The following is a 20,967-nucleotide window of genomic DNA, read 5'->3' as shown; positions in this document are numbered from 1 at the left end:
ACAGTTCCCCAACCCCCCATTCCTTCCGCAACACATGGTGCGCACTGCGCATTGGCCCGCCACGGACTCCCGGCTGCGCCTGCGGTTTGCCATTGACACCACCTGCGCTTGGCTTCAGAATCGGCATGGCGGGAAATGTGTTGCCAGCCGTTGTCAACCAGCCTCCGGGGGGAGTCATATGCGTGCGACTTCAGGTAAACGGTTCCATAATGTGCTCTGTTTTCGGATGCTTGTGTGCTTGCATACGCTGTTGCTGCTGGGGGGCATGTTCCTGGCGGCGCACGCCGGGGGCATCGTCGCCGATCATCGCGCGGTGCAGGAATACTCCCGCATCCCGCCCGTCTGGCTTGCCAAGGCCAAGGCCCTGGCCATCCACTACGGGCACACGTCCCACGGCAGCCAGATCATGTCCGGCCTGGGGGTGCTCCAGACCATCAACGCCACCTACGCCATCGAGGTCCGTAGCGCCTGGGACAACCCGGACTGGCCCCCGCCCGTGCCGTCCACGGCGTTGCGCATCTTTGACGGACAACCCGAATTTGGGGAGCAGCCGGCCGACGACTACGTGACGCCGGAACTCTACTGGGCAAGCGCCGATGGACTGGCCAGAACCCGGTATGTGGCCGGCCTGGGCCGGTATAACGCCTCCATGTGGGCGTTTTGCGGCCAGATGTCGGAATACGGTTCGGCGGAAATCAATACCTACCTGCAGGCGTTGAACACGCTGGAAGGCGAATTCCCGTCCATGCGCTTCATCTATCAGACTGGTCACACCGATGGCGGCTCCGCCCAGTGGACGAGCAACGTCGAACAGGTGCGCCAGTACGTCCGCGAGCACAACAAGGTGCTGTTCGATTTTGCGGACATCGAAATGCACGACCCGGCCGGCGTGGCCCACCCGACCATGACCGATGCCTGCGAGTGGTGCGAAGACTGGTGCACAGCCCATCCCGAGGACTGCGATTTTGAAATTGACGACTGCGCCCACACTCACAAGCTGCAGTGCATCCAAAAGGCCAAGGCCATGTGGTGGCTGGCTGCCCGTCTTGCCGGCTGGCCAGGGGCGGGGGCTGTGGCGGTGCCTGCCATCACCACGCTGATGATGCAAACGCCCTGAGGGCCTCCCGGGAATACCCCCGCGCTGCGTATTTTCCCGCACAGGAAATACAGAAATCGGTTGCAGCAAGTCCGTCATGAGGCCTATGCTGGAACAAACTGAGACCGGTGCCGTGTTGTGTGCATGTACGGTCGGCCGCACCCGGTGCGAACGGGTGCGAGCGGGTGCGAACGGATGCCATGGGGGGGAATATGGCGGACGATCATTGCGCCACGCCAGTAAAGCGGGCTGCCCGGGCCATTGGGTGCAGTGCTGCGTCGTTCCTGGGCGAACCGCTGTTGCATTGCGGCGGGCATGACGGGTTCATGGAGGCAGGCCCATGCTGATCGGCCTCCCGGGATCGGTCCGGCTCAACCTGATGCTGGTGGTGCTGGCTGGGGTCTTCCCCGTGCTGGCTGTGGTTCTTGGCTCGGGCCTGGAACTCCGGCGGCACGAGATTGAGGAGGCCGGCCTGACCACTCTGCGTCTGGCGGAATACTATGCCCATCAGCAGGAAGGGGAAACCGCCCGCATTCGGACCGTCCTGGCGGCCCTGGCCGAGGACCCCGCCGTGCGCGCCCTGGATGTGCCCGCCTGCACGCAGTTGTTTCGCAATGTGTTGCTTGCCAATCCCAACTACGTGAATTTTGCCCTCATGGCCGCGGACGGCGAGGCCCTGGCCTCGGCGCTTCCCTTCACCCGGCAGAACCTGTCGGACCGCAAGGAGTTCCAGGCGGTCATGACCACGGGCGGGTTTGCCGTGGGCGAATACGCCCTGGGCAAGGTCAGCAAGGTGCAGATTCTGCCCTGTGCCCATCCCGTGCGCAATGCCGAGGGGGACCTGTCCGGCGTGCTCATCGCCACCTTGCGGCTGCAGGACATGGCCACGGTGTTTGACGGAGCCCGGTTGCCGCCGGATTCCTTCGTGGGCTTGGCCGACCGTGAAGGCCGGCGGCTGTATCGCTATCCTGTCCAGGGGCAGGCGACTGTCGGTCAGATGATTGCGCCGGAAGTCTGGAACCGGGTGCGCGATGCCCCCCGGCAGCTCCTGTTCACCGGAACCAGCACTGAAGGCGTGCGCCGGGTGTATGCGCTCAGGCGGGTTTCTCTTGGGGGCGATGCGCCGTATCTGAACATCTTTGTCGGCATTTCCGAGAAGTATATCCTCAGCCAGGCCGATGCTGTCACCAGGCAGTATCTCGTGTGGCTGGTGGTCTCGCTGTTGGCCTCCACGGTATTCGCCATGCTGGTGGGCAAATATGGCATTCAGGACAAGGTCTCCCGGCTGGCCCAGGTGGCGCAGCGTCTGGGCGCGGGCGAGCTCTCGGCCCGCACGGGTCTGACTGGCGGCAGCGGCTCCCTGGGGGTGCTGGCCCAGGCCGTGGACCACATGGCCCAGGCCCTGGAGCGCGACCGCGCCGACCGCGAGAACGCCGAACATGCCCTGCAGGAAAGTGAGGAGCGCTACCGGACCCTGTTCGAGCACTCCATGGATGCCATCGCAGTGCAGGAAGGGATGCCGCCGCGCATCAGCTGGGTTAACCCGGCCTTTTGCAGGCTGCTGGACTATAGCGCCGAGGAAATCTACGCCATGTCGCCGGCGCAGATGTGGGAGATGGTGCACCCGGACGACCGGGAGACCGTGCGGCAAAGCCTGCTGGCCCGGTTGTCCGGGCAGGCCGAAGAAGTGCGGTATCATTTCCGGATCCTGCGCAAGGGCGGCGAAAGCCGTTGGGTGGACGTGACCGGCCGCCGCCTGCGCCACAGCAGCAGGCCCATGAACATGTCCATCTACCGGGACGTGACCGAGGAGCACGAGACCAGAGTCCTGCTGGCCCAGGCCAAGGACGCCGCCGAACTGGCCAGCAAGGCCAAGTCCGAGTTTCTGGCAAACATGAGTCACGAGATCCGCACGCCCCTCAATGGCATTATGGGCATGCTGCAACTGCTCGACATCGACGGGCTGGACGCCGAACAGAGCGAATACGTGACCACGGCGTTGCAGTCCTGCAAGCGGCTCACGCGGCTGTTGAGCGACATTCTGGACCTCTCCCGCATCGAGGCGGGCAAGATGTCCATCGTCGTCGAATCCATGCGCATCGAAGAGGTGTTCTCGCATCTTGGGGACCTGTTTCTGGCCACCACCAGGGACGCCAAGGTGGCGCTTCGCTTCCATCTGGACCCGGCGCTGGCCCGGCCCCTGCTGGGGGACGCCATCCGGCTGCAGCAGGTCCTCATCAATCTTGTGGGCAATGCGCTCAAGTTCACCCCGGCGGGCAGTGTCACCATCGAGGCATATCCCCTGGCGGCACGGCAGCCGGGGCAGGTGCGGGCGCTTTTTTCCGTGACGGATACGGGCATCGGCATCACGCCGCAGAATAGGGGCCAGTTGTTCAAGCCGTTTGCGCAAACCACCAACGGCTTTACCCGCCAGTACCAGGGGGCCGGGCTGGGATTGGCCATCTGCAAGCGGCTGGTGGAGCTCATGGGCGGTGAGATTATGGTGGACAGCGCGCCCGGTGAGGGCACCGCCGTGCACTTCTGCATCACCTTCGACCTGCCAGACTCCGCCGACGAGACGCAGGCGGCGGCGGTTGTTCCGGCAGCAGCGCCCGAACCCGGCTCGCTGGCCGGGCTTCGCGTGCTGGTGGCTGAGGATGACCGGGTGGGGGCCATGGTCGCCGTCAAGCTGCTTGCTGCTGCCGGGGCCACGGTGGCGGTGGCGGAGGATGGGCAGCAGGCCCTGGACATCCTGCGCCGGGAACGGTTCGATGTGGTGCTGATGGATGTGCAGATGCCGGTGCTGGACGGCGTCGAGGCCACGCGGGCGATTCGCAGGGGCGAGGTCGGGGAGGAACAGGCCCGGCTGCCCATCATCGCCATGACCGCCTATGCCATGCTCGGCGACCGGGAGATGTTTCTGGATGCAGGCATGAACGGCTACATCGCCAAGCCGGCAGCCATCGAGACGTTGATCCAGGCAATACGGGACGCGCTGGCCCCGGGGGTCATCGCCTCCAGCGCAGCAGCCGGGTTGGCCGCCAACGGCCCGTGAGCAGCGCTTCGCGCCAGTGCAGCAGGCCCAGGGATGCCAGGTGCAGGACAAGCGAGAAAAACAGCAAGACAAGCATGTTGTAGATGGGGGTGGGAATCTGCCGCTCCGCCAGTCCTGGCAGCCAAGCCAGGAGGCCGGGCACGGGTTTGGCCCGCACGAAGAGGGGCTGGGCGGCGTCGGCCCGTCCGTCGGCGTCCAGGTCCTTGCGGCGCTGCTCGCCGAGGCTCACGGCGTCATGAATGTTCTTGTTGCCATGGCGATGTTTGCGGGACTGGCGGAAACTGTCCAGATCCTGCTGCATCTGGGCTTCGTGGGCTGCGTACCAGGCTTCGCCCCGAGTCTGGATGAGGGTCTCTCGCTTGTACTTGAAGGCTTTGAAGGCTGCAGCCATGGCGTCATGGGTGGTGTCGTAGCTGTTGCGGGTCTCCTGCAGCACCACCAGGCCTTCGTAGGCCCAGCGCGAGGGCATGATCTGGCAGATCTCCGGGATGGGCGAACTGTCGGAAAAGCGCAGATCCCGGTTCATGCGCTCGTATTCGATGAGCGCACCGCCCAGGATGATTTGCGGGATGAGGGCCAGGGGCGCGGTATTGAGCGCTGCCCGTGAAGAGAGCTTGGGCACCGAGGAGATGCACAGCCCCAGGGACACGCCGCACAGGGACAGGCAGGTGAGGGCGACCACGTACTCCCAGTACAGCTCGCGCACTTCGAGCATCAGAAAGCTCGACAGCACGAACAGCACGTTCTGCAGCACGGCAAAGCACATCAGCACCAGCAGCTTGGCCGTCAGGTACAGGCGCCGCGGAATGTGCAGCATGCGCTCGCGCAAAAAAAGCGCGCCGTCGCCGATGACCTCGTCCACGCTGTTGGTCAGGGACAGGAACAGGGTGGAGATGACGGCCACAAAGAGGAAAGAGGGAAAGAGGTCGTTGGTGTACAGGGAATACTCGGCGCCCGGGGTGTACTTCATGATGAAGCCGGCCCCCAGGGCCAGCAGCGGGGCGGCCAGGAAGGTGATGCCCAGGTTGGCGCGGTCGCGCATTTTGTGGCGGAAGGTGCGGCCGGCCAGGGTGAGAAACTGGGTCCAGCGTTCGGCGCTGCTGGGTACCCGGGCGGGGGGCAGCTCGTGCTGCATGGGCAGCTGCACACTGCGCACCCAGGAGCTGACCACCGTGCGCCGGAAGCGGCGCTTCCAGTACAGGGGGGAGTATTTACGTTCGCCCAGCAGCGCGCCGTCAATGTCCCGCAGGCTTTCCTCCATGACCTGCAGCAGACTTTCCGGCTGCACGCGCTTGCAGTGGGGGCATTCCACCTCGCCCAGCAGGCCTTCTTCCAGGGGCACATCGTGATGCTGGAAGTATTCCAGCGCCCGGGAAGGCGGGCCAAAGAAAGCCAGCCGGCCGCCGTGGTCCAGGATGCAGGCCTTGTCGAAGCTCTTGTAGATGCGTGAGCTTGGCTGATGGATGACGGCCACCACGATCTTGCCGGACAGGGCGATATCCGCCAGCAATTCCATGATATTGTCCGAATCCGAGGAGGACAGGCCCGAGGTGGGCTCGTCCAGAAAATACACCGCCGCGCCGGCCAGCAGCTCCAGGCCGATGTGCAGGCGCTTGCGTTCGCCGCCGGAAAGCATGGCGTCTTCCAGGGCTCCCACGCGCTGGTGTTTTTTGTCCCGCAGCCGGATGGAGGCCAGCACGGCATCCAGGCGGGCTTCCACTTCGGGCCGGGGGAGTTCGGGGAATCGCAGCCGGGCGTGGTAGTACAGGTTCTCCCACACCGTGAGGTTGGGCAGGAGCAAGTCTTCCTGGGGCACGTAGCCGATGTAGTCCCGCAGGCGGGGGAACTGGCGGTGGAGGTCGAAGCTGTCCAGCTTCACGGTGCCTGAATCCGGGGTGAGCAGGCCGCACAGGGCCTTGAGCAGGGTGGACTTGCCGCAGCCGCTGGGGCCCATGATGCACGCCATTTCCCCATAGTCCACCGAAAAACTGATCTCATCCAGGGCGGGGTCGCCGTCGCCGAAGCGGTAGGTCACCCGGTCCGCCACCAGATGGCGGAAGCTGAAGAGCCGGGTGCGCACGGTGCGGCCGTTTGCCTGGGGGGTGAGGAAGGCATTGTGGATGAAAAGCGTCTGCCCGGGGGCCAGGTGCAGGCTGCCGGCCCGGGCGTGACCGTTCACGTAGGCCTGATAGGGGCAGGTGAGGGGCACGAAGCGCCAGCCGTGGGCTTCCTTTCTGAGGCGGGCGGTCCATTTGTCTGGCAGGGCGTCCTGGATGAAGATGTCGCCCTTGATGTCGTTGGTCACCACCAGGCCGGGTTCCTCCTGGTCCTGGTCCTGGGCGTCTTCCGGCAGGGCCACTTCCTGGTTGCCGCTGACGGAATAGAAGAGTTCGCGCGGGTCCAGGCGGAAGCCGTTGCAGTGGACCACGTCGTTGAGGGTCAGATGCCGCCAGGTGTGCACGGGCTGGCCGTTGCGGGTGATGACGCCCTGTTCGGCATTGAGCACGGAGAGGATGATGTGGGAGCCGTGGATGTCCACCCGGGCCAGGGCGTTTTCCGGCCGCTCGGGGGTGATGCGCAGCTCCACGCCGCGCTGGGCCAGGTACAGGGAGGCTTCCAGCGGGCGGACCTTGTTGCGGAAGTGCAGCAACAGGTCGTGGTAGCGCAGGGAGTGGTCCTCAATGTGCAGGCCCACGTGCTGGGAGATGCGGGTGGAGAAGTTGTGCCGCAGGTTGATGCCTTCGGCCGTGACCTTGTACAGGTCATTTTTTTTGTGGATGCAGTAGGTTGTCTGGATCTTGTACACCACTAGATCCAGGCCCGGGAAGGGCAGGTACACATCTGCGGTTTCCGGGTCGCCGGTGATGTTCAGGGCCAGGATGTTGGACCGGGCCAGGACCCGCGCCGGGGCTTCGGCCAGGCCGAAGTGGTGTTCGATGAAGGCCAGATCCCGGTTTTCGATGCGCAGCAGGGCGGCAATGGACCGCACGGCCCGCAGGGGCAGTTCCTGGGTGCGGTCCGAGGCCAGAAAGCCGTACAGGGTGAGCAGGCAGAAGATCTTTTCCGGATAGTCCAGGCGCTGGTTCAGGCGCTGGGCAAAGGCCTCGGTGGTCTCGCGGGGGGATGCGCCTTCGGCGGCAGCCTGTTCCCGGCGGCGTTCCTCAAAGCGGGCCAGGAAAAAGGCGGTGACGTCGCGCGGGAAAAACGTCTCGAAAAAGCCGACAATGAAGGCCCGCTCCTGGGCGGTGACGGCGCTGGCCGGCCCCTGCGGCCCGGCGATGAAGGCGAACAGCCGCAGCACCTCCATGGCCAGGCTGTTTTCCAGGGCCTGCCGGGTGGCGGCATCCGGCAAAACATGGGCGGAAGCAAGCGCGGGTGCGGCGCCGGAGCTGGAAACGGGGAGGGGCGTGGAGGTCATGCAGTCCCCGCGAGCGGGCGGCTACTTGTACCCGGAGACGAGGAACCACTCGGCGCCGTAGTCGTTGCAGTCCATCACGGTCACTTTCAGATGGTAGGCCCCGCTCCACTCGATGAGATATTGCAAGGTGGCGGTGTTGCCCTGGCGGGTGTCTGCGGTCACCAGCTGCCATTGCTCGTCATAGAGCCGAAGGTCGATGGCGTGCAGGTCCGGGTCGCCGGCGGCGTAGAAATAATACTCCACCCCGGCGGAGAGCTGGGTGGAATAATAGAAGGACTGGCCCTTGAAAAGCCGGCCGTTCTGCAACTCGCGCATCTGGAAGCCGTCCTCATTGAGGGAGCGGACGACTGCGAAGGCGTAGCGCAGCATGTCTTCGTTGTGGGGGCGGCCCTGGATGGAGACGGGCGTATCCATGATCGCAGCAGGCTGGGCGCAGGGCAGGGAGACTGCGATCAGGACCAGAATCGCAGTCAGCAAGCAGGACACCGCCAGACGGGCCGGGCTCATGAGGACCCCCCGAGGGTCGAGTTGCCGCCGCCAGCGCCGCTTTCAATGCTGCTGACGAGGAGTTCACTGATGGCAGCCAGGCGGCGGATGTTTTCCTGTGGGATGGGCATGCGGTAGCCCACATTCAGGCAGGCTTCCATGGCGTCCAGCTGGCCGAGGATGGCCGCCACCGCCGGGGCGTTGCGGGTCTGGGGGGGCAGGGCATTCAGGCGGGCGCGGAAGTATCGCAGCAGCTTGGGCTGGTAGAGCAGGGTGGAGGCGCGCTCGGAATAGTGCTCTTCCAGGGTCTTGGCCGTAGCCCGCAAGCCTTCCAGCCAACCGCCCGTGGAGACGAGCAGGGCGGTGTCCTTGTCGCCCATGCGCTCCATTTCGTGCAGCACGTCGTCGCGCAGGGCGTCCAACTGGCCGTGCAGCTCCTCCCACTGGCCGTTGCGGGCCAGATCCTCAAAGGATTTTCCCTTGTTGAGGATGGTTTCCGCCACCAGCAGCTCTTCGGCCAGGGTCATGATGGCCGAGATCATCTTGCCGAGCTTGTCGTGGTTCCGGGCCTGGATGGCCAGAAAGCCATCCGCGGCGCGAATGCCCAGGTTCAGGGCGCGCAGGGCGTTGTCGGCGTAGTCGTACCGGGGATTGAAGCTGGCCATGGCTGTCCAGTCCACGGGGCCGGCTTTTTCCAGGGCCAGGAAGACTTCGGCCGGGGAGGGCAGCAGATAGTTTTCCCCAAAGGCCTGCTTTTCCAGCTCACTCAGGGGTTGGGCCAGGGTCGCGGATGCCGGCGGCGGGCTGCCGCAGAGCAGAACGGCGCACAGGGCCAGGGCAGACAGACGATGCACCATGTGGCGGACTCCATGCCGCAAGGTTGCCCGGTGGCCAGGATGGGTCGGGCATGTGATGCTTTTACGGCATCCGGCTGCATCTGGCAATGCGCGGCACGGCCAGGGTCGGCATGGGGGGAAGGGTTTCCGTCCTGCGCAAGGGGGAGGGCGCGGATATGGTGGATGCAGACGTGTTCGCAACCTTGCTCAAGGAGGCATCATCCCCATGCACGAGTTTTCCCCTGCACCGCAGACGGCCCCGGATCTGGCGGCCTTGCTGGCCCGTCTGGAGCAGCTGGAGCAGCGGTTGGCTGCTGCCGCGCCTATCCCGGCAGTCTCGGCAACCCCGCCCCCGGCAATTCCGGCAGCCCCGGCGGCTGCGCCCGCCCCCGGGGTGCCTGCCGAGTCCCTGCCGTCCCCCGCCCAGCCCGTCCAGCCAGCCCAGGCCATTCAGGCCGGCCGCATCAAGGAACTGGAAGCCGCCCTGGCCGCCCGCGACGAGCAGCTCAAAACCCTGCTCGTCTCCAACGTCATCCTCAACTCGGTGTTTCTGCGTGAAAAAACGGTGTTGCCGCCGTCCATCGCCATGGAGGTCTTCGGCCGCATCTTCACCGTGGAAGAGGTGGACGGCGTGGCCACGGCCGTGGCCCATGCCCCGGACGGCTCGGCCATCATGTCCCGGGAAGACCCCGCCCGTCTGGCCGGCCCCGAGGAGGCCCTGGAGCTGTACATCATGCAGTACTACCCCGAGCGCGACGCCATCCTGCGGGCCAGCCATGCCGGCTCCGGTGCGGCCGGCAACGCCGAGCGCCAGTCCCGCGCCGGGATGATCATCCCCCGCAACGACGCCAAGGCCTTCGCCGCCAATCTCGAAGCCATCGCCCGCGGCGAAGTCAACGTCCGCTAACCGCCTGCATCCCTTTTTCCGCAAGGAGATTTCCGAATGCCCACCGATCTTTCCGCCATCACTCCCAAACTTCTGGCCCAGGGCGTCATCACCCTGCGGCAGCACTCCGTGATGCCCCGGCTGGTGAATGCCGATTTCGGCGTGGAAGCAGCCCGCAAGGGCGCCGTCATCGACGTGCCCGTGCCCACGGCCATGAGCAGCGCCGCCGTGGAGCCCGCCGCCACCGCCCCCGCCCTGGACGGCCTGGCCGCCGCCAGTGTGCCCATCGCCATGGATCAGTGGCGGGAAGCCCCGTTCTATCTGACGGACAAAGACATGCTCTCCGTGATGGATGGGGCCATCCCCATGCAGGCTGCGGAAGCCATCAAGGCTTTGGCCAACTACGTGGATGCCTACCTGCTGGGTCTGTACGGCGGGGTGTCCCAGGCCGTGGGCACGGCCGGCACCACGCCCTTCGGCACGGATCTCGCGGCCATCACCGCGGCCCGCAAGGTGCTCTCCTCGGCCAGCGCCCCCAAGACCGACCGCCGCTTCGTCATGGATCCCGACGCCGAAGCCAATGCGCTGATGCTGCGCGCCTTCCAGGACGCCTCCTTTGCCGGCTCGGCCGAAACCATCCAGGAGGGCGACATCACCCGCAAGCTGGGCTTCGACTGGTTCATGGATCAGAACGTGCCCCTGCACGTGGCCGGCAGTGTGGGCGGCACCGCGGGCACTCCCACGGTGCTCAAGGCCGGTGCTGCGGCGGCTGCAGGCGCCACCTCCCTGACCGTGACCTGTGGCGCGACCAATGCCCTGTCCCTGAAGGCAGGGGACCTGCTGACCATTGAGCACGATGACGCCACCTATGCCGTGGCCGACGCCGTGACCATCGCCGCCGGCGCCGACGGCGTGGTGCGCCTGACTGCCGGGCTCAAACAGGCCACTGCGGGCGGGGAGACGCTGGCCGTGCTGGGCAACCACGCCGTGAACCTGGCCTTCCACCGGGATGCCATCGCCTTTGCCAACCGCCCGTTGGTGGATGCCGCCGAGGGGCTGGGGTCCATGATCCAGTCCGTCACCGATCCCGTCAGCGGCCTGTCCCTGCGGCTGGAGGTCTCCCGCGAATACAAGCGCACCCGCTGGAGTTACGACATCCTCTTCGGCGCGGCCCTGGTGCGGCCGGAACTGGCCTGCCGCGTGCTGGGGTAGGGCTGGGTACCGTTGAACAACGCTCGGGGGAAAATCGTTCTGGAGAAAGGTTTTTCCCCGAAGCGCATTCAGCCGCATGAGGACTGGCGCAACGCCACAGGGAGGCATGCATGACGACAACCTTTGCCACGGATGCGGATATCGAGCTGGCCTTTGCCGCCGCGCCGTCCCTGCTTGTTCCGGGAGAACCGGGCTGCCATCGGCAGCGGGAACGGGCCACGGCCCTGCTGCTGGAGGATCTTGCCCGCCGCTGGCACCGCCAGGAGGCAGCCCGACGGGGGGTGAACTGGCGGCGGCACCCCCTGGATCCTGCCCGATTGCAACCCGCACAGCTGACGCGATGCTGCGTGCTCAAGACGCTGGAGCTGCTCTTCGATGCCGCCCGGGCCGCCTCGCCGGAGCCCGACGGCTTCGAGCGCAACGCCGCCCGTTGCCGTGAGGACTACGAAGCCGAGCTGCTCCGCGTGCTGCAGGAAGGTGTCCGTTACGATTGGAACGCCTCCGGGGCCGTGGATGCCGGGGATGATGTGCGGCCGCGCCGTCCGGTGCGGCTGGTGCGCAGTTGAAAGGAGGGAGGATGGACGTCGGCATTCGCATCATCCGCAGCCTTGAGGAGGCCCTTGCCGGCCTGCAGGATCTGCACGGGCAGGGGCAGGTGCGCGGGGCGCTGCATGTGGAAGGCATCACTGCCGAGGCGCTGGCGGGCATCCCGGCCACGCAACTCCCCTGTGGGTTGCTGGCCGTGGGCCTGCCCCGACGCCGGGGGAGCTGGCAGACGGGCACCGGCACCCGCGTGCTCTGGACCATGGCCGTGAGTGTGGGGGTGGCCGTGCTGCTGCCGGTCCGCGGGGGACAGCTGGAAACCCTGGCTGCCTGGGGCCGGCGGCTGGAATCCCTGCTGGAGCAGGACGCGCCCTGGACGCGGCTGGCCGTGGAAATTCACCGCACCGCACCGCCCGGCAGCCTGTGCCAGGGAGGCGCAGGCCTGGCCGGCTGCGTGCATCAGCCGTTGGACATCAGCTACGTGACGCAATAACCGCCGCCCGCCCCGGTGTCGCTTCAGGCAACATCGGGGCGGGTGGCATCACTTACCGGCGGCGGGGTTTCGCGCTGGATCGCAATTGCGATCTGGATTGCGATTTGATGTGCGATCCGGTTTGCGATCCGACTTGGGACGCCACCAGAAAGCCCATGGCTGCCATGCCCCAGACCAGATTGTAGAACACCGTCATGAACGGCGCGCCCGTGCCGGCTCCCAGGCCGTACAGTCCCAGTCCCATGTCCGGGAACACCTTGACCAGCATGAAGGCTGCCGGCGCCAGGGAGAGCAGCGCCGCCTTGGGCCACGGCCGTTTCTCCCAGAATGGCAGCAGGAACAGCAGTCCCCACGCCCCGCCAAACGCCAGTCGCGGCCACAGCCAAGCCCAGCTCAGGGCCGGCGCCATGGCGAAATCCAGCGCCTGATTGACGCCCAGCCTGCCCAGTCCCCACACAGCCACGCTGTTCACCAGCCCGCCCACCGCGCCGGAAATGGCGCAGGCCAGGGCGCGAAGAAAAAGTTGCATCACGTCCAAATGCTCCTTGCAGAAGGTGCGCGTCGGGCATGGCAGACGCTGCGATGCCGTCGTGCTTGTAGCGCGGCCGGCCCGCGCTGCCAAGCGGGTTGCGCGTGGGTGGAAACGCTTCCGACTTACGGCAGGTGCAGGCCGCGCGCTAGTCTCTTTTTTGAGACAAGCACTGCAAGGAGAATCCTCGTGTCCATATACCTAGACGATGTGCTGCTTCCGGATCTGCGCTGGGAGCCTGCGGCCGGCCCGGGGCCGGTGCGGGTGGAGCGTCTGCAGACCCTGGGTGGTCGGCCCCTGCTGCTGGAGGACGCCGTGCCCCTGCGCGCCTGGGATCTTGTCGGCGACGAGGACCGCGGCTGGATTGCCCGCGGTTGTCTGGACCATCTGCTGACCATGGCCGCCCTGCCCGGCGCGGTCTACCGCCTGGCGGCGGGCGAGCGGCCGGCCGTGGCCGTGCGGTTCCGGCACGAGGACGGGCCGGCCGTGGTCGCCGAGCCGGTGTTCCTTTCCTGTCCTGCTTCCCCTGACGATCCTGTCAAGAACCTGCGCCTGAAGCTGATGGAGGTGACGGCGTGAGCATCCAGATCGAAGACATGGTATTCCGCAAGGCCCGCCGCATGACTGATACGGGCCTCAACGGCGGCCCCAAGGGGCGGGAGCTGGTGGTGCCCGGTGCGCGGCACAATCTCTTCCCGCGGGTGACGCGCACCGAACGCGAGGCCGGCATCATCCGCCATCGCAAGCAGTATTTCGTCAACGAAAATCCCGAAAGCGAGCCCGCCTGGGGCGTGGTGCTCTTTCTGGAGCATCCTTCCATGGGCGAGGACAGCTTCGCCATTGCCCTGGGCACCCAGCAGGACACCCAGCAGCAACTGCTGGCCCGCGCCCCGGCCTGGATGGGGGTGGGCCGCCTGGCCACGGAACTGACGGGCGGGGAAACCGCTGTGCAACTGGTGATGGAGGATGCGGACACCGTGTTTGAAAACGGCGGGTTGCTGCATCTTTCCAACCGGTTTCTGGTGCAGCAGACCGTGCACGAGGCCGTGCGGCCGGGGGATGCCGTGCTGCTGGACAACGGCACATGGCGCAGCGTGGACCGCCTGGACACGGGCGGGGAGATTCTGCACCCGTATGGTCTGTATCTTGGCGGTGATACCGTGCTCACCGTCACCCCGTCCAGCCGGGAAGAGTGGTTGCGCATCGCCGACCGCCTGCACGAAGGCGAGGTGCTGACCACGGGCAATGGCCTGAGCTACGCCCTCACCCTGACCTCCCTGGCCCATGCGGCGGACGGCGTGTGTCGTGTGGACGGCAAAACCCCTGTGCTCACGGCGGTGTGCGGCGGGCAGGTCCAGACGGTGACCGTCAACCGCGACGGCCAGTGCAGCGGCTATTGCACGGCCGGTGCGTTGCAGATGGATACCGGCGTCTGGAGTACTCCCGTGTCCTGGAACACGCCGCCGGATGCCGGCACGGCCGTGACCATCAGCTACCGGGAACGGGCCTACCGCAGCACCGGCAGCGCCGTCACGGTGTTGTTGAATGAGCAGGTGACGGGCGCATACGGCACGGCCAACACCGTTGGCGCGGGATGCCTGGAGATGGATTCGCTGCAGGCCTCGGCAGACGGGTGGATCATGTCCAGCACCGCCGGCACGTACGATCACGCCGGGCATCCGCCCGTGCTGCCCCATGACGGCGTGGAGGAAGACAGCTGGACCCTGACCTTCACCTCGGCCACCAGCTTCCTGTGTGCCGGACTTCAGGAAGGCGACGTGGGCGCCGGCAGCGTGGCCTCCCCCTTCTCCCCCGTGAACGCCAGCGCCGGAGTCCCGTATTTTGTGCTGGATCCTGCGGGATTCGCCGGGATCTTCGCCGCCGGAGACACCATTGCCTTCTCCACCCATCCCGCCGCCGTGCCGGTGTGGATGCGCCAGACCGTGCCCGCCGGCGCGCCGGAAATCTCCCACAACCTCATGGTTCTCGGCTGGTACTGCGAGTAGGGCGGCACTATGACCATTCTGTTGTGTTTCTCCGATCAACGCGACCTCGCCGGGGTCCATTCGTGGCCGGTGCCCCTGGGGCAGGCTGGCGATCATCCCGTGGCGGTCGGCGGCGGCTGGCGGCGGCAGATGCACCTGGCAGGGGATCTGTCCGGTGGCCGGCGGCGTTGCCTGGCCCTGCCCGGGACGCTGTCCCGCGGCGGCGCGGCCCGGCGGGGCGAATGTGCCATGCTGCAGGCCATTGTGGCCGGGGGCGGTCGCGGCCAGTTGGGGATCACGCAGGCCCTGACCGCCGGAAGCGCCGGGCGTCTTGCGCTGCGCACCAGCATGGACGCCGCCCCCCTGCAGGGCAGGACGGCTGTCGAGACGATGTCGCCTGCGGTCCGGGGGCGGCTGGCCTGTCCTGCCGTCTGCCTGCCGCCACTGGTGGCGCAATCGCCGTCCCGCCGCGTGCTGCTGGACGGGGAGGACATCTCCCATCGCCTCCGGGCCTGCACCATCAGGCAGGATCGGGAGGATCCGCACCTGCGCCTGACCCTTGCCGGGGTGGATGCCGCCCTGGCGGAGCGCCTGGACAGGATCCGCGAGGCCGCCGCGCCCGTGCTGGTGGTGGAGGCGCTGGGCCGGGCGTGGCGCTTCGTGGTCACTGCGGTGGCGCGGGAAGATCACCTGGCCACGGTGCAGGCTGCGTCTGCCGGCATCCTGCTGGATGCGCCGCATGCCGGGGCCGTCTCCCTGGAGACGGGGGCCGGACCGCGCAGCGCCAGGGAGGCGGCGACGGCCGTGCTCGCGCCCGCGTCCCTCTGTTGGGAGATGGAAGACTTCCCCCTGCCGGCCTGGACATCGCTGCACGATACGCCGGTGACCCTGGCGGCGCGGATTGCCTCGGCAGCCGGCGGCGTGCTGCGGAGTACGGCGGAAGGGGGATTCCGCATCCGGCCCCGGCATCCCCACGGCCCCGCTATCCTGCCCCTGGCCCGGGCAACGTTGCAGGTCCGGGCGGAGGAAACCCTGCTGGGCCTCACTGTGACGGACGATCCCGGCCAGCCCTGGGGCGCGGTGCATGTGCTGGGCGCTGCGGGCGAGGCCGCCACGCCCCTGGTGGAGCTGGAACACGTGGGCGGGGCCGAAGCCGTGGTTCGCGTGTACTGGCGGATCACCGGCCCGGACGTGCTGCGGCTGGCGCCCTGGGTCTCGGCCGGGCGGGTGCAGCGCCTCGGGCCGGCCGTGGAAGCGATGGCCGAGCGCGTGTCCTTTGTGGCCGGGCAGGCCACGGCCTCGCGGCCGGTGCTCCGGCTGTTGCAGTCGCCGGCCTGGGTGGGCAGCCACGGCGGCGCGGTGCAGGCCGGTGGGCGCAGCGAGATGCTGCAGGCCGCTGCCGGCGTCCATGGTCTGGCCGACATCCGGTATCTGACGGCCTTTGACCGCTATCTGCTGCGCGAGGTGGATCAGGCCGAGGCGCTCTTCGTCATGGGCGTGGCCCCGGCAGGCGCGGTGGCCGTGACGGTGCGCAGCTCCCTGCGGCCGGATCCGACCGTGCATCCCGTCCATCCGGATGTGCTGGAGGAACCCCTGGCCGGCTCGCGGCGGGCGGCCGTGCTGGCTGCAGAGGCCGTGTTGCTGGGGACCTGCCTGCCCCGGCGCATGGTGACGGCCCGCATTCCCTGCGATCCGACCGTGGAAGACGGCATGCTCGTTCGGGTGCAGTCGGCCGGGGCTGGCGTGGACGGGCATTTTTCCCTCGTCGGATGGTCCCTGCACTGCGAAGGGGCCTCCTGCATCCATACCCTGGAGGGTGTGTCATGGCGAATGTAGCAGGGGCAACAACGCCGGGAACGCGCGTGACGGCCACGGCGGCCGCGGCGCGGCGCGGGGTGGTCACGGCCCGGCTGGGGGCAGGGCGCGTGCTGGTGCAGGCGGGAGACGCCAGCATCCAGGCCACGGCCGATGCCGCCCTGGAGCCGGGGCAGGCCGTGCTGCTGCTGGACTGGCCGGGCGGGGTGGCGGCGCTGCCCCTGGCCGGCGCGGGCATGGCGGAACGTGAGGAGGTGATCTGCAATCATGGCTGATCTGTTCGCCAATGCCTGGGTGCGGCTGGCCTTTGCCGCCACCGTGGACCATGCCGATGCCTGTCTGTACCTTGAACTGGACGACGCCATGCATCGTCGTCTGTACGGCGAGGCGCGCAGCGCCTTCCGCTTCGGCGAGTCCGTCTATCTGCGCATTCATGCCTGGCCGGCGTCCATGCGGCTGACCTTCGCCCTCAGCGACGGCGTGCTGGCCGTCTCCAGCGGCGGGGAAGAGACGCGCACGGAAACGATCTGCCTTGCCGGTTCGGCCCGGGCGTCCCTGAATCTGCCGGCGGTGGACGATTCCCTGACGGTGCAGCGCTGGCTGGGCAGGAGCCTGCCCGGGGCGCTGCAGTGCGCCGGGACTCTGGTGACGGCTCCGGGCGTGGTGGAAGATGCGCCCGTGGCGGCCGTGGCCGAGGTGCGCTACCGCACGGCCTGGATTGGCCGGCGCTTCGTGTTGCCCTGGCGGGACGCCTCCGCCTGGACCGTCTGCCTGGCCGTGCGCGGCGAGGTGGAGGAGGGCAGCCTGTGAGCGGCATTCTTTCCCAGACAACACAGCTGCAGCTTGCGGCAGATGTCGCGGCCCCTCGCATCGCCCTGGTGGCGGAGGCGGATTTTTCCAGCACGGGCATCTTCCGCTGCTATGCGGATTGCGACGCCGTGGTGCTGGCCAGCCTGGCCGAGCCGTTGCGTCTGCTGGGCCGCAACATCCCCGAGGATGTGACGGAGTATCTGGACTTTGCCCTGACGGCGCGGGCGGCGTTGTCGTCTCCCGTGGTCGGGCCGCCTGCGGCATCCTGGGTGGGCAAGGACTGCGGCGAAATCGCCGTGCGCGGGGGCGAGGTCGTGGTTCCGGGGCCGGTGCTGGGCGTGGCGAAGGTGGTCTACCGGACGCAGTATTCACGCTGGCGGTTGCCGGCGTCGGCGTTGTCCCTGCCCCGCGTGCTGGTGCTGGCCATGTGTCGCGAGGCCCTGGCCAGCCTGGGCTTCACCCCGGAAACCGTCCGCAACCCTGAACGCGGGGCGTCCTTGGCCATACCGGCGGACTGGAGCCCGGCCTTTGCCGGCGTGCAGCTGACGTATTCCAACCCGACGGACGAGTCCGCCGCCGCTGCGGCGCAGCCCACGCGCTACGTGCTCACCGTGGTGGACCATTGCACCGGCGATCCCGTGCCCGGGGCCATGGTCTCCACCACCTACGGCCGCGGGCAGGCTGACGAAAACGGGCAGGTGGAGATTGGTCCCATTCCTTCCGGCGCACGGGTGGAGCTGTATGTCACGGCCCCGGGCTATCAGGATACCCGCCTGGATTCCCTTAACAACGATCACTTCATCGCGTGAACGCCATGCCACAACTCAGCATATTCTGTTGCCCCTTGCACGGCGCCACCTCCGGCCTTCGCGTGCACTCCCGCGGCGAATGCCTGGAGCCCGGGCCGGGGCTGGAAACGTCAGGGGCGCAGGTCTTCGTCCACCTGCAGGCTGCCAGATCCTCCCGCGGCAAGGTGGAGGTCCGTCTGCTGCCCGAATACGAAAACGAATACTGCGACGCCGGCACGCCCTCCCTGCGCTTCGGCCGGGCAGTGCGTCGTTCCCCCACCGGCGTGGAGGAGGCCATGCTGGACGATCTGGCCCTGATCCTCAAACATCCGAAGCATTGCCGCTGGCTGGCCACCACGGCCCAGGCGCATGGCCCGCAGACGGGGGAGCCGCGGCGCATCGGCCCCATTGTGGTCCCGGAAGTGCCCGGAGGCAATGCCCGTTCCCGGCCCGTTCTGCCGGCGGCCAACGGGCGCTCCATGGTGTTCGTCGAGACGCCCCAGGCCGTGCCGGGGGATCTGCTGTCCCTGGTGTGGGACTTTGCCGGCCCGGGGGTGGCGGTTTCCCGCGTGCACGCCGGCGGCTGGATGGAAACGCCCTGCCTGCGCGGCGGGAGGGTGGTGGAGACGGCCGGCGAGGAAGGCGAGGAAGACCGCCGGCTGCTGGTGCAGGGGCATGGCGGCTGGGCCGTGTGCGCGGCCTCGGATCATGTGCCGTATCAGGTTGGGGACTGGGTGTTCTACAGCCACGTGGGCAGCCTGTGCCGGCGTTGCGAGTGGTGGGAATCGTACATGACCGTGGACGTGAACACCGCCAGCGGCGGCAGCCACACGCGGCCCGACGAAGAGCCCCGGCCGGTCCTGGAAGCCGGCATGACACCGCAGGCGGTGATCCTGCCCCTTGTCTGCGGCGGCTTTGCGTCCGAATCGCCGGTGTTTGAGCCCTACGCCCCCCCGGCCGTACGCCGCGGCGAGCTGGGGGATTTGCTGGATTTCTGCCTGCGGCGGGGCGTGGTCATCGAAGCACAGGCCAACGGCACGCTGGACGTGGAAATGGAATGGGGCCGGGAGGGCAACCTGCCCGTGCATTACCATTGCCCCAATGCCGTCAGCGTGGCCGGCGGCCACACGGCCTTTCAGCCTGACGACGCCGTGCTGGTGGTCTCCACCCGCGGCCTGCAACTGGCCCATGCGGTGCTTGGCTTTGCGGACAAGCGTCCCCGGCCCTGCGCCGAATACATCCTCATCGCCGTGGGCATCCCGGAGCATGGCGGCCGCGAATTCTGTCTGGTCTGGGACGCCCAGACCGGCCGGCCGGCGCAGGACCTGCCCGACGGCCACGGCGGGACGCTCTCGCCCGATGTCTTTCCCTGCACCCGCGACGTCCTGCAGCCCTGGCTGGACCAGAGCCGGCCGGTGCCCATCCAGGACCAGATGCACAACCTCCTGGGGGCCGAGCGCCTGGGCTTCCGGGACACCGTTTCCGAACGCATCGACTGCCGGCCCTCGCCCGGCCGCCAGTGTGAGCCCCTGACCTGCGATCCGCCCGGCGAATGTCCGACCTATCCCGCGGCCCTGGATGGCGAACCCCTCGGCGTCCGTTGCGGCGTCTGCCTGGTGGAGGATGCGCGGGCCAACGCCCACGCCGGCCAGGACATCGCCAGCCACCGCCGGGAAATCACGCACGTGTTTGCGGATGAGGAAGGCCACCTCCACGACGTGCGCCTCTGGCGGGAGGAACACCCCTTCCTCTGTTGCGAACGCCAGGCCGCCGCGCCGCATCCGGCCACGTCCCTGCGCTGCGTCTGGGGGGACTTTACGGACGTCCTCCAGGTGTCGCGCGAATACACCGCCTGGCGCGAGGTGTGGTTCGTCACGGATCTGACCGAAAACACCATGGAATTCAGCGAGACGGTGACGGATCGCATCGCCTTTCCCGGCATCTTCCACCGGTCGGCCTTTGCCTGGACCGACGTCAGCCATGCCCGGCGGCCCGTGGTCCAGGATTCGGGGCAGCACAGCGACAGCACGCGCGAATGGATCTGGAACGACCGTACCGTGGTCGTGAACGGCTTTGGCCTGCGCACGCATCGTTCCTGGCTCTTCGCCTATGCCGTGGTCACGCGGTGCTGGTGGCTTGAGCCATATGTCACCGAAGGCGTCAAGCATCTCCACCCCGGCTTTGACATCGTGGTGGCCGCCGGCAGCGGCAGTACCCTGGAATATCCCCTCTCGGACTCGCCGTTCACGCTGCCCACGGACACGAGCCTGGAAGCCGCCCTGACGGCCTTGCTCCAGGCCGCCTTTGACGACGCCACCTTTACCGCCTCGAGCATCCATTCCGAATTCGCATTTTCCTGGGAGGTGCGCGCATGAGTGAACGCGGTGCCATAACGCTTGCCGTGCCTGCCGAAGAGGCCGCCGCCGTGCTGGCCATGCGCGGGGCCATGCAGCCGGATCACCTGGACCGCGCCCGGGGCATTGTGCTGCTGGACCGGACATCCCGGCCCGTGGATGCGGCCGCCGTGGTGCGCGATTGGGTGTCCGAGGATGACCCCGCGTCCCTGGCTGCGCCGTCTGATGCCCTGCTGGCCTCCCGGTTGCGCGTGGGCTTGGCCCGGCGGCTGGCTCTGGACGTGCGGCACCTGATGGCCGGCGGTTCGGCCATCATCACGCCCCTGGTGCTGCCCCCGGACGGGGCGCAGGTGGTGGCGGTGCTGGATCCCAAAACTGCCACGGCCACGGTTCGGGAATCGTCCATCGGCGGGGCCTGGCGCTGCGCCCGGCTGGTCTGGGAACTGGTCGGCGTGGCGTGTGTGGCCGTGCATGTGGCGGGTCTCGATGACGGACCGGCCGGCAATGCCGTGCAGGTGTTGGGAGGCGTGGCCGCACCGCAGGGGGCCGTGTCCCTGGGTGGCCCGCTGCTGCAGCGCTGGTCGCCCGTCCCGGAAACCAACCCCAACACCGGGCAGGACGTGCCAGCCTGGGCACTGGAAGAGGTGTAGACATGGAGTGC

General features: G+C 67.6%; 18 protein-coding genes. 14 read left to right on the top strand and 4 right to left on the bottom strand.

Annotated elements, in window-relative coordinates:
- Positions 1–238 precede the first annotated feature (238 nt).
- Together DGI_RS00810 and DGI_RS16725 are read left to right on the top strand one after the other, a co-directional pair.
- Positions 239–1,117: a hypothetical protein gene (locus DGI_RS00810; RefSeq protein ID WP_144284072.1), complete on the top strand. Its 879-nt coding sequence runs from the start codon at positions 239–241 to the stop codon at positions 1,115–1,117.
- A gap of 319 nt (positions 1,118–1,436) precedes the next feature.
- On the top strand, positions 1,437–4,151 hold the full coding sequence (locus tag DGI_RS16725; protein ID WP_021758699.1) for an ATP-binding protein: 2,715 nt from the start codon (positions 1,437–1,439) through the stop codon (positions 4,149–4,151).
- Here the strand turns inward: DGI_RS16725 and DGI_RS00800 are convergent.
- The 3 genes from DGI_RS00800 to DGI_RS00790 are packed head-to-tail and all read right to left on the bottom strand — an operon-like array spanning position 4,105 to position 8,912.
- Positions 4,105–7,569, bottom strand: coding sequence for an ATP-binding cassette domain-containing protein (locus tag DGI_RS00800; RefSeq protein ID WP_027192894.1), 3,465 nt, complete (start codon positions 7,567–7,569; stop codon positions 4,105–4,107). The two genes, DGI_RS16725 and DGI_RS00800, sit on opposite strands and share 47 nt — an antisense overlap.
- Positions 7,570–7,590: 21 nt before the next feature.
- Positions 7,591–8,076 (bottom strand): hypothetical protein, encoded by a 486-nt coding sequence (locus DGI_RS00795; RefSeq protein WP_021758697.1) that lies wholly within the window; start codon positions 8,074–8,076, stop codon positions 7,591–7,593.
- Complete coding sequence (locus tag DGI_RS00790; RefSeq protein WP_021758696.1) at positions 8,073–8,912, bottom strand: hypothetical protein; 840 nt, start codon at positions 8,910–8,912, stop codon at positions 8,073–8,075. The genes DGI_RS00795 and DGI_RS00790 overlap by 4 nt, the downstream gene beginning before the upstream one ends.
- Before the next feature lie 205 nt (positions 8,913–9,117).
- On the opposite strand from DGI_RS00790, the gene DGI_RS16720 reads away from it, so the two are divergent.
- The 4 genes from DGI_RS16720 to DGI_RS00770 all read left to right on the top strand — a co-directional run bounded on the left by DGI_RS16720 (position 9,118) and on the right by DGI_RS00770 (position 12,025).
- The gene (locus DGI_RS16720) at positions 9,118–9,798 is read left to right on the top strand and encodes a DUF6651 domain-containing protein (RefSeq protein ID WP_051286305.1); all 681 of its coding nucleotides are present in this window, start codon (positions 9,118–9,120) and stop codon (positions 9,796–9,798) included.
- A gap of 36 nt (positions 9,799–9,834) precedes the next feature.
- Entirely contained in the window at positions 9,835–10,989 is a 1,155-nt protein-coding gene (locus tag DGI_RS00780; RefSeq protein WP_021758694.1) for a P22 phage major capsid protein family protein, read from the top strand.
- A gap of 110 nt (positions 10,990–11,099) precedes the next feature.
- A complete protein-coding gene (locus tag DGI_RS00775) occupies positions 11,100–11,555 on the top strand; it encodes a hypothetical protein (RefSeq protein ID WP_021758693.1) in 456 nt (151 codons plus the stop codon).
- An 11-nt stretch (positions 11,556–11,566) separates the two neighbouring features.
- Positions 11,567–12,025, top strand: coding sequence for a hypothetical protein (locus DGI_RS00770; RefSeq protein WP_021758692.1), 459 nt, complete (start codon positions 11,567–11,569; stop codon positions 12,023–12,025).
- Positions 12,026–12,077: 52 nt separating this feature from the next.
- Here DGI_RS00770 and DGI_RS00765 read toward each other — a convergent pair whose 3' ends face one another.
- Positions 12,078–12,554 (bottom strand): hypothetical protein, encoded by a 477-nt coding sequence (locus tag DGI_RS00765; RefSeq protein ID WP_021758691.1) that lies wholly within the window; start codon positions 12,552–12,554, stop codon positions 12,078–12,080.
- A 189-nt stretch (positions 12,555–12,743) separates the two neighbouring features.
- Here DGI_RS00765 and DGI_RS00760 point away from each other — a divergent pair, with 189 nt between their 5' ends.
- The 8 genes from DGI_RS00760 to DGI_RS00725 are packed head-to-tail and all read left to right on the top strand — an operon-like array spanning position 12,744 to position 20,956.
- Positions 12,744–13,133, top strand: a complete 390-nt coding sequence (locus DGI_RS00760; RefSeq protein WP_041725530.1) for a hypothetical protein — start codon at positions 12,744–12,746, stop codon at positions 13,131–13,133.
- Positions 13,130–14,560 carry a hypothetical protein gene (locus DGI_RS00755; protein WP_027192892.1) on the top strand — a complete coding sequence of 477 codons (1,431 nt, stop codon included), beginning with the start codon at positions 13,130–13,132 and terminating at the stop codon, positions 14,558–14,560. Before DGI_RS00760 ends, DGI_RS00755 begins: the two co-directional genes overlap by 4 nt.
- 9 nt (positions 14,561–14,569) lie before the next feature.
- Positions 14,570–16,375, top strand: coding sequence for a serine/threonine-protein kinase (locus DGI_RS00750; protein ID WP_021758688.1), 1,806 nt, complete (start codon positions 14,570–14,572; stop codon positions 16,373–16,375).
- Complete coding sequence (locus DGI_RS00745; RefSeq protein WP_021758687.1) at positions 16,363–16,629, top strand: hypothetical protein; 267 nt, start codon at positions 16,363–16,365, stop codon at positions 16,627–16,629. Before DGI_RS00750 ends, DGI_RS00745 begins: the two co-directional genes overlap by 13 nt.
- On the top strand, positions 16,622–17,164 hold the full coding sequence (locus tag DGI_RS00740) for a hypothetical protein (RefSeq protein WP_021758686.1): 543 nt from the start codon (positions 16,622–16,624) through the stop codon (positions 17,162–17,164). The genes DGI_RS00745 and DGI_RS00740 overlap by 8 nt, the downstream gene beginning before the upstream one ends.
- A complete protein-coding gene (locus DGI_RS00735) occupies positions 17,161–17,973 on the top strand; it encodes a peptidase associated/transthyretin-like domain-containing protein (protein ID WP_021758685.1) in 813 nt (270 codons plus the stop codon). The genes DGI_RS00740 and DGI_RS00735 overlap by 4 nt, the downstream gene beginning before the upstream one ends.
- Positions 17,974–18,008: 35 nt before the next feature.
- On the top strand, positions 18,009–20,327 hold the full coding sequence (locus tag DGI_RS00730; RefSeq protein ID WP_034607045.1) for a hypothetical protein: 2,319 nt from the start codon (positions 18,009–18,011) through the stop codon (positions 20,325–20,327).
- Positions 20,324–20,956: a hypothetical protein gene (locus tag DGI_RS00725; protein WP_021758683.1), complete on the top strand. Its 633-nt coding sequence runs from the start codon at positions 20,324–20,326 to the stop codon at positions 20,954–20,956. The genes DGI_RS00730 and DGI_RS00725 overlap by 4 nt, the downstream gene beginning before the upstream one ends.
- Positions 20,957–20,967: the final 11 nt, after the last annotated feature.

Origin of the sequence: Megalodesulfovibrio gigas DSM 1382 = ATCC 19364, assembly GCF_000468495.1 — a bacterium.
GTDB lineage: Bacteria > Desulfobacterota > Desulfovibrionia > Desulfovibrionales > Desulfovibrionaceae > Megalodesulfovibrio > Megalodesulfovibrio gigas.
The sequence above is the reverse complement of the archived record's forward strand: the minus strand, read 5'-3'. Positions and strand labels throughout refer to the sequence as shown.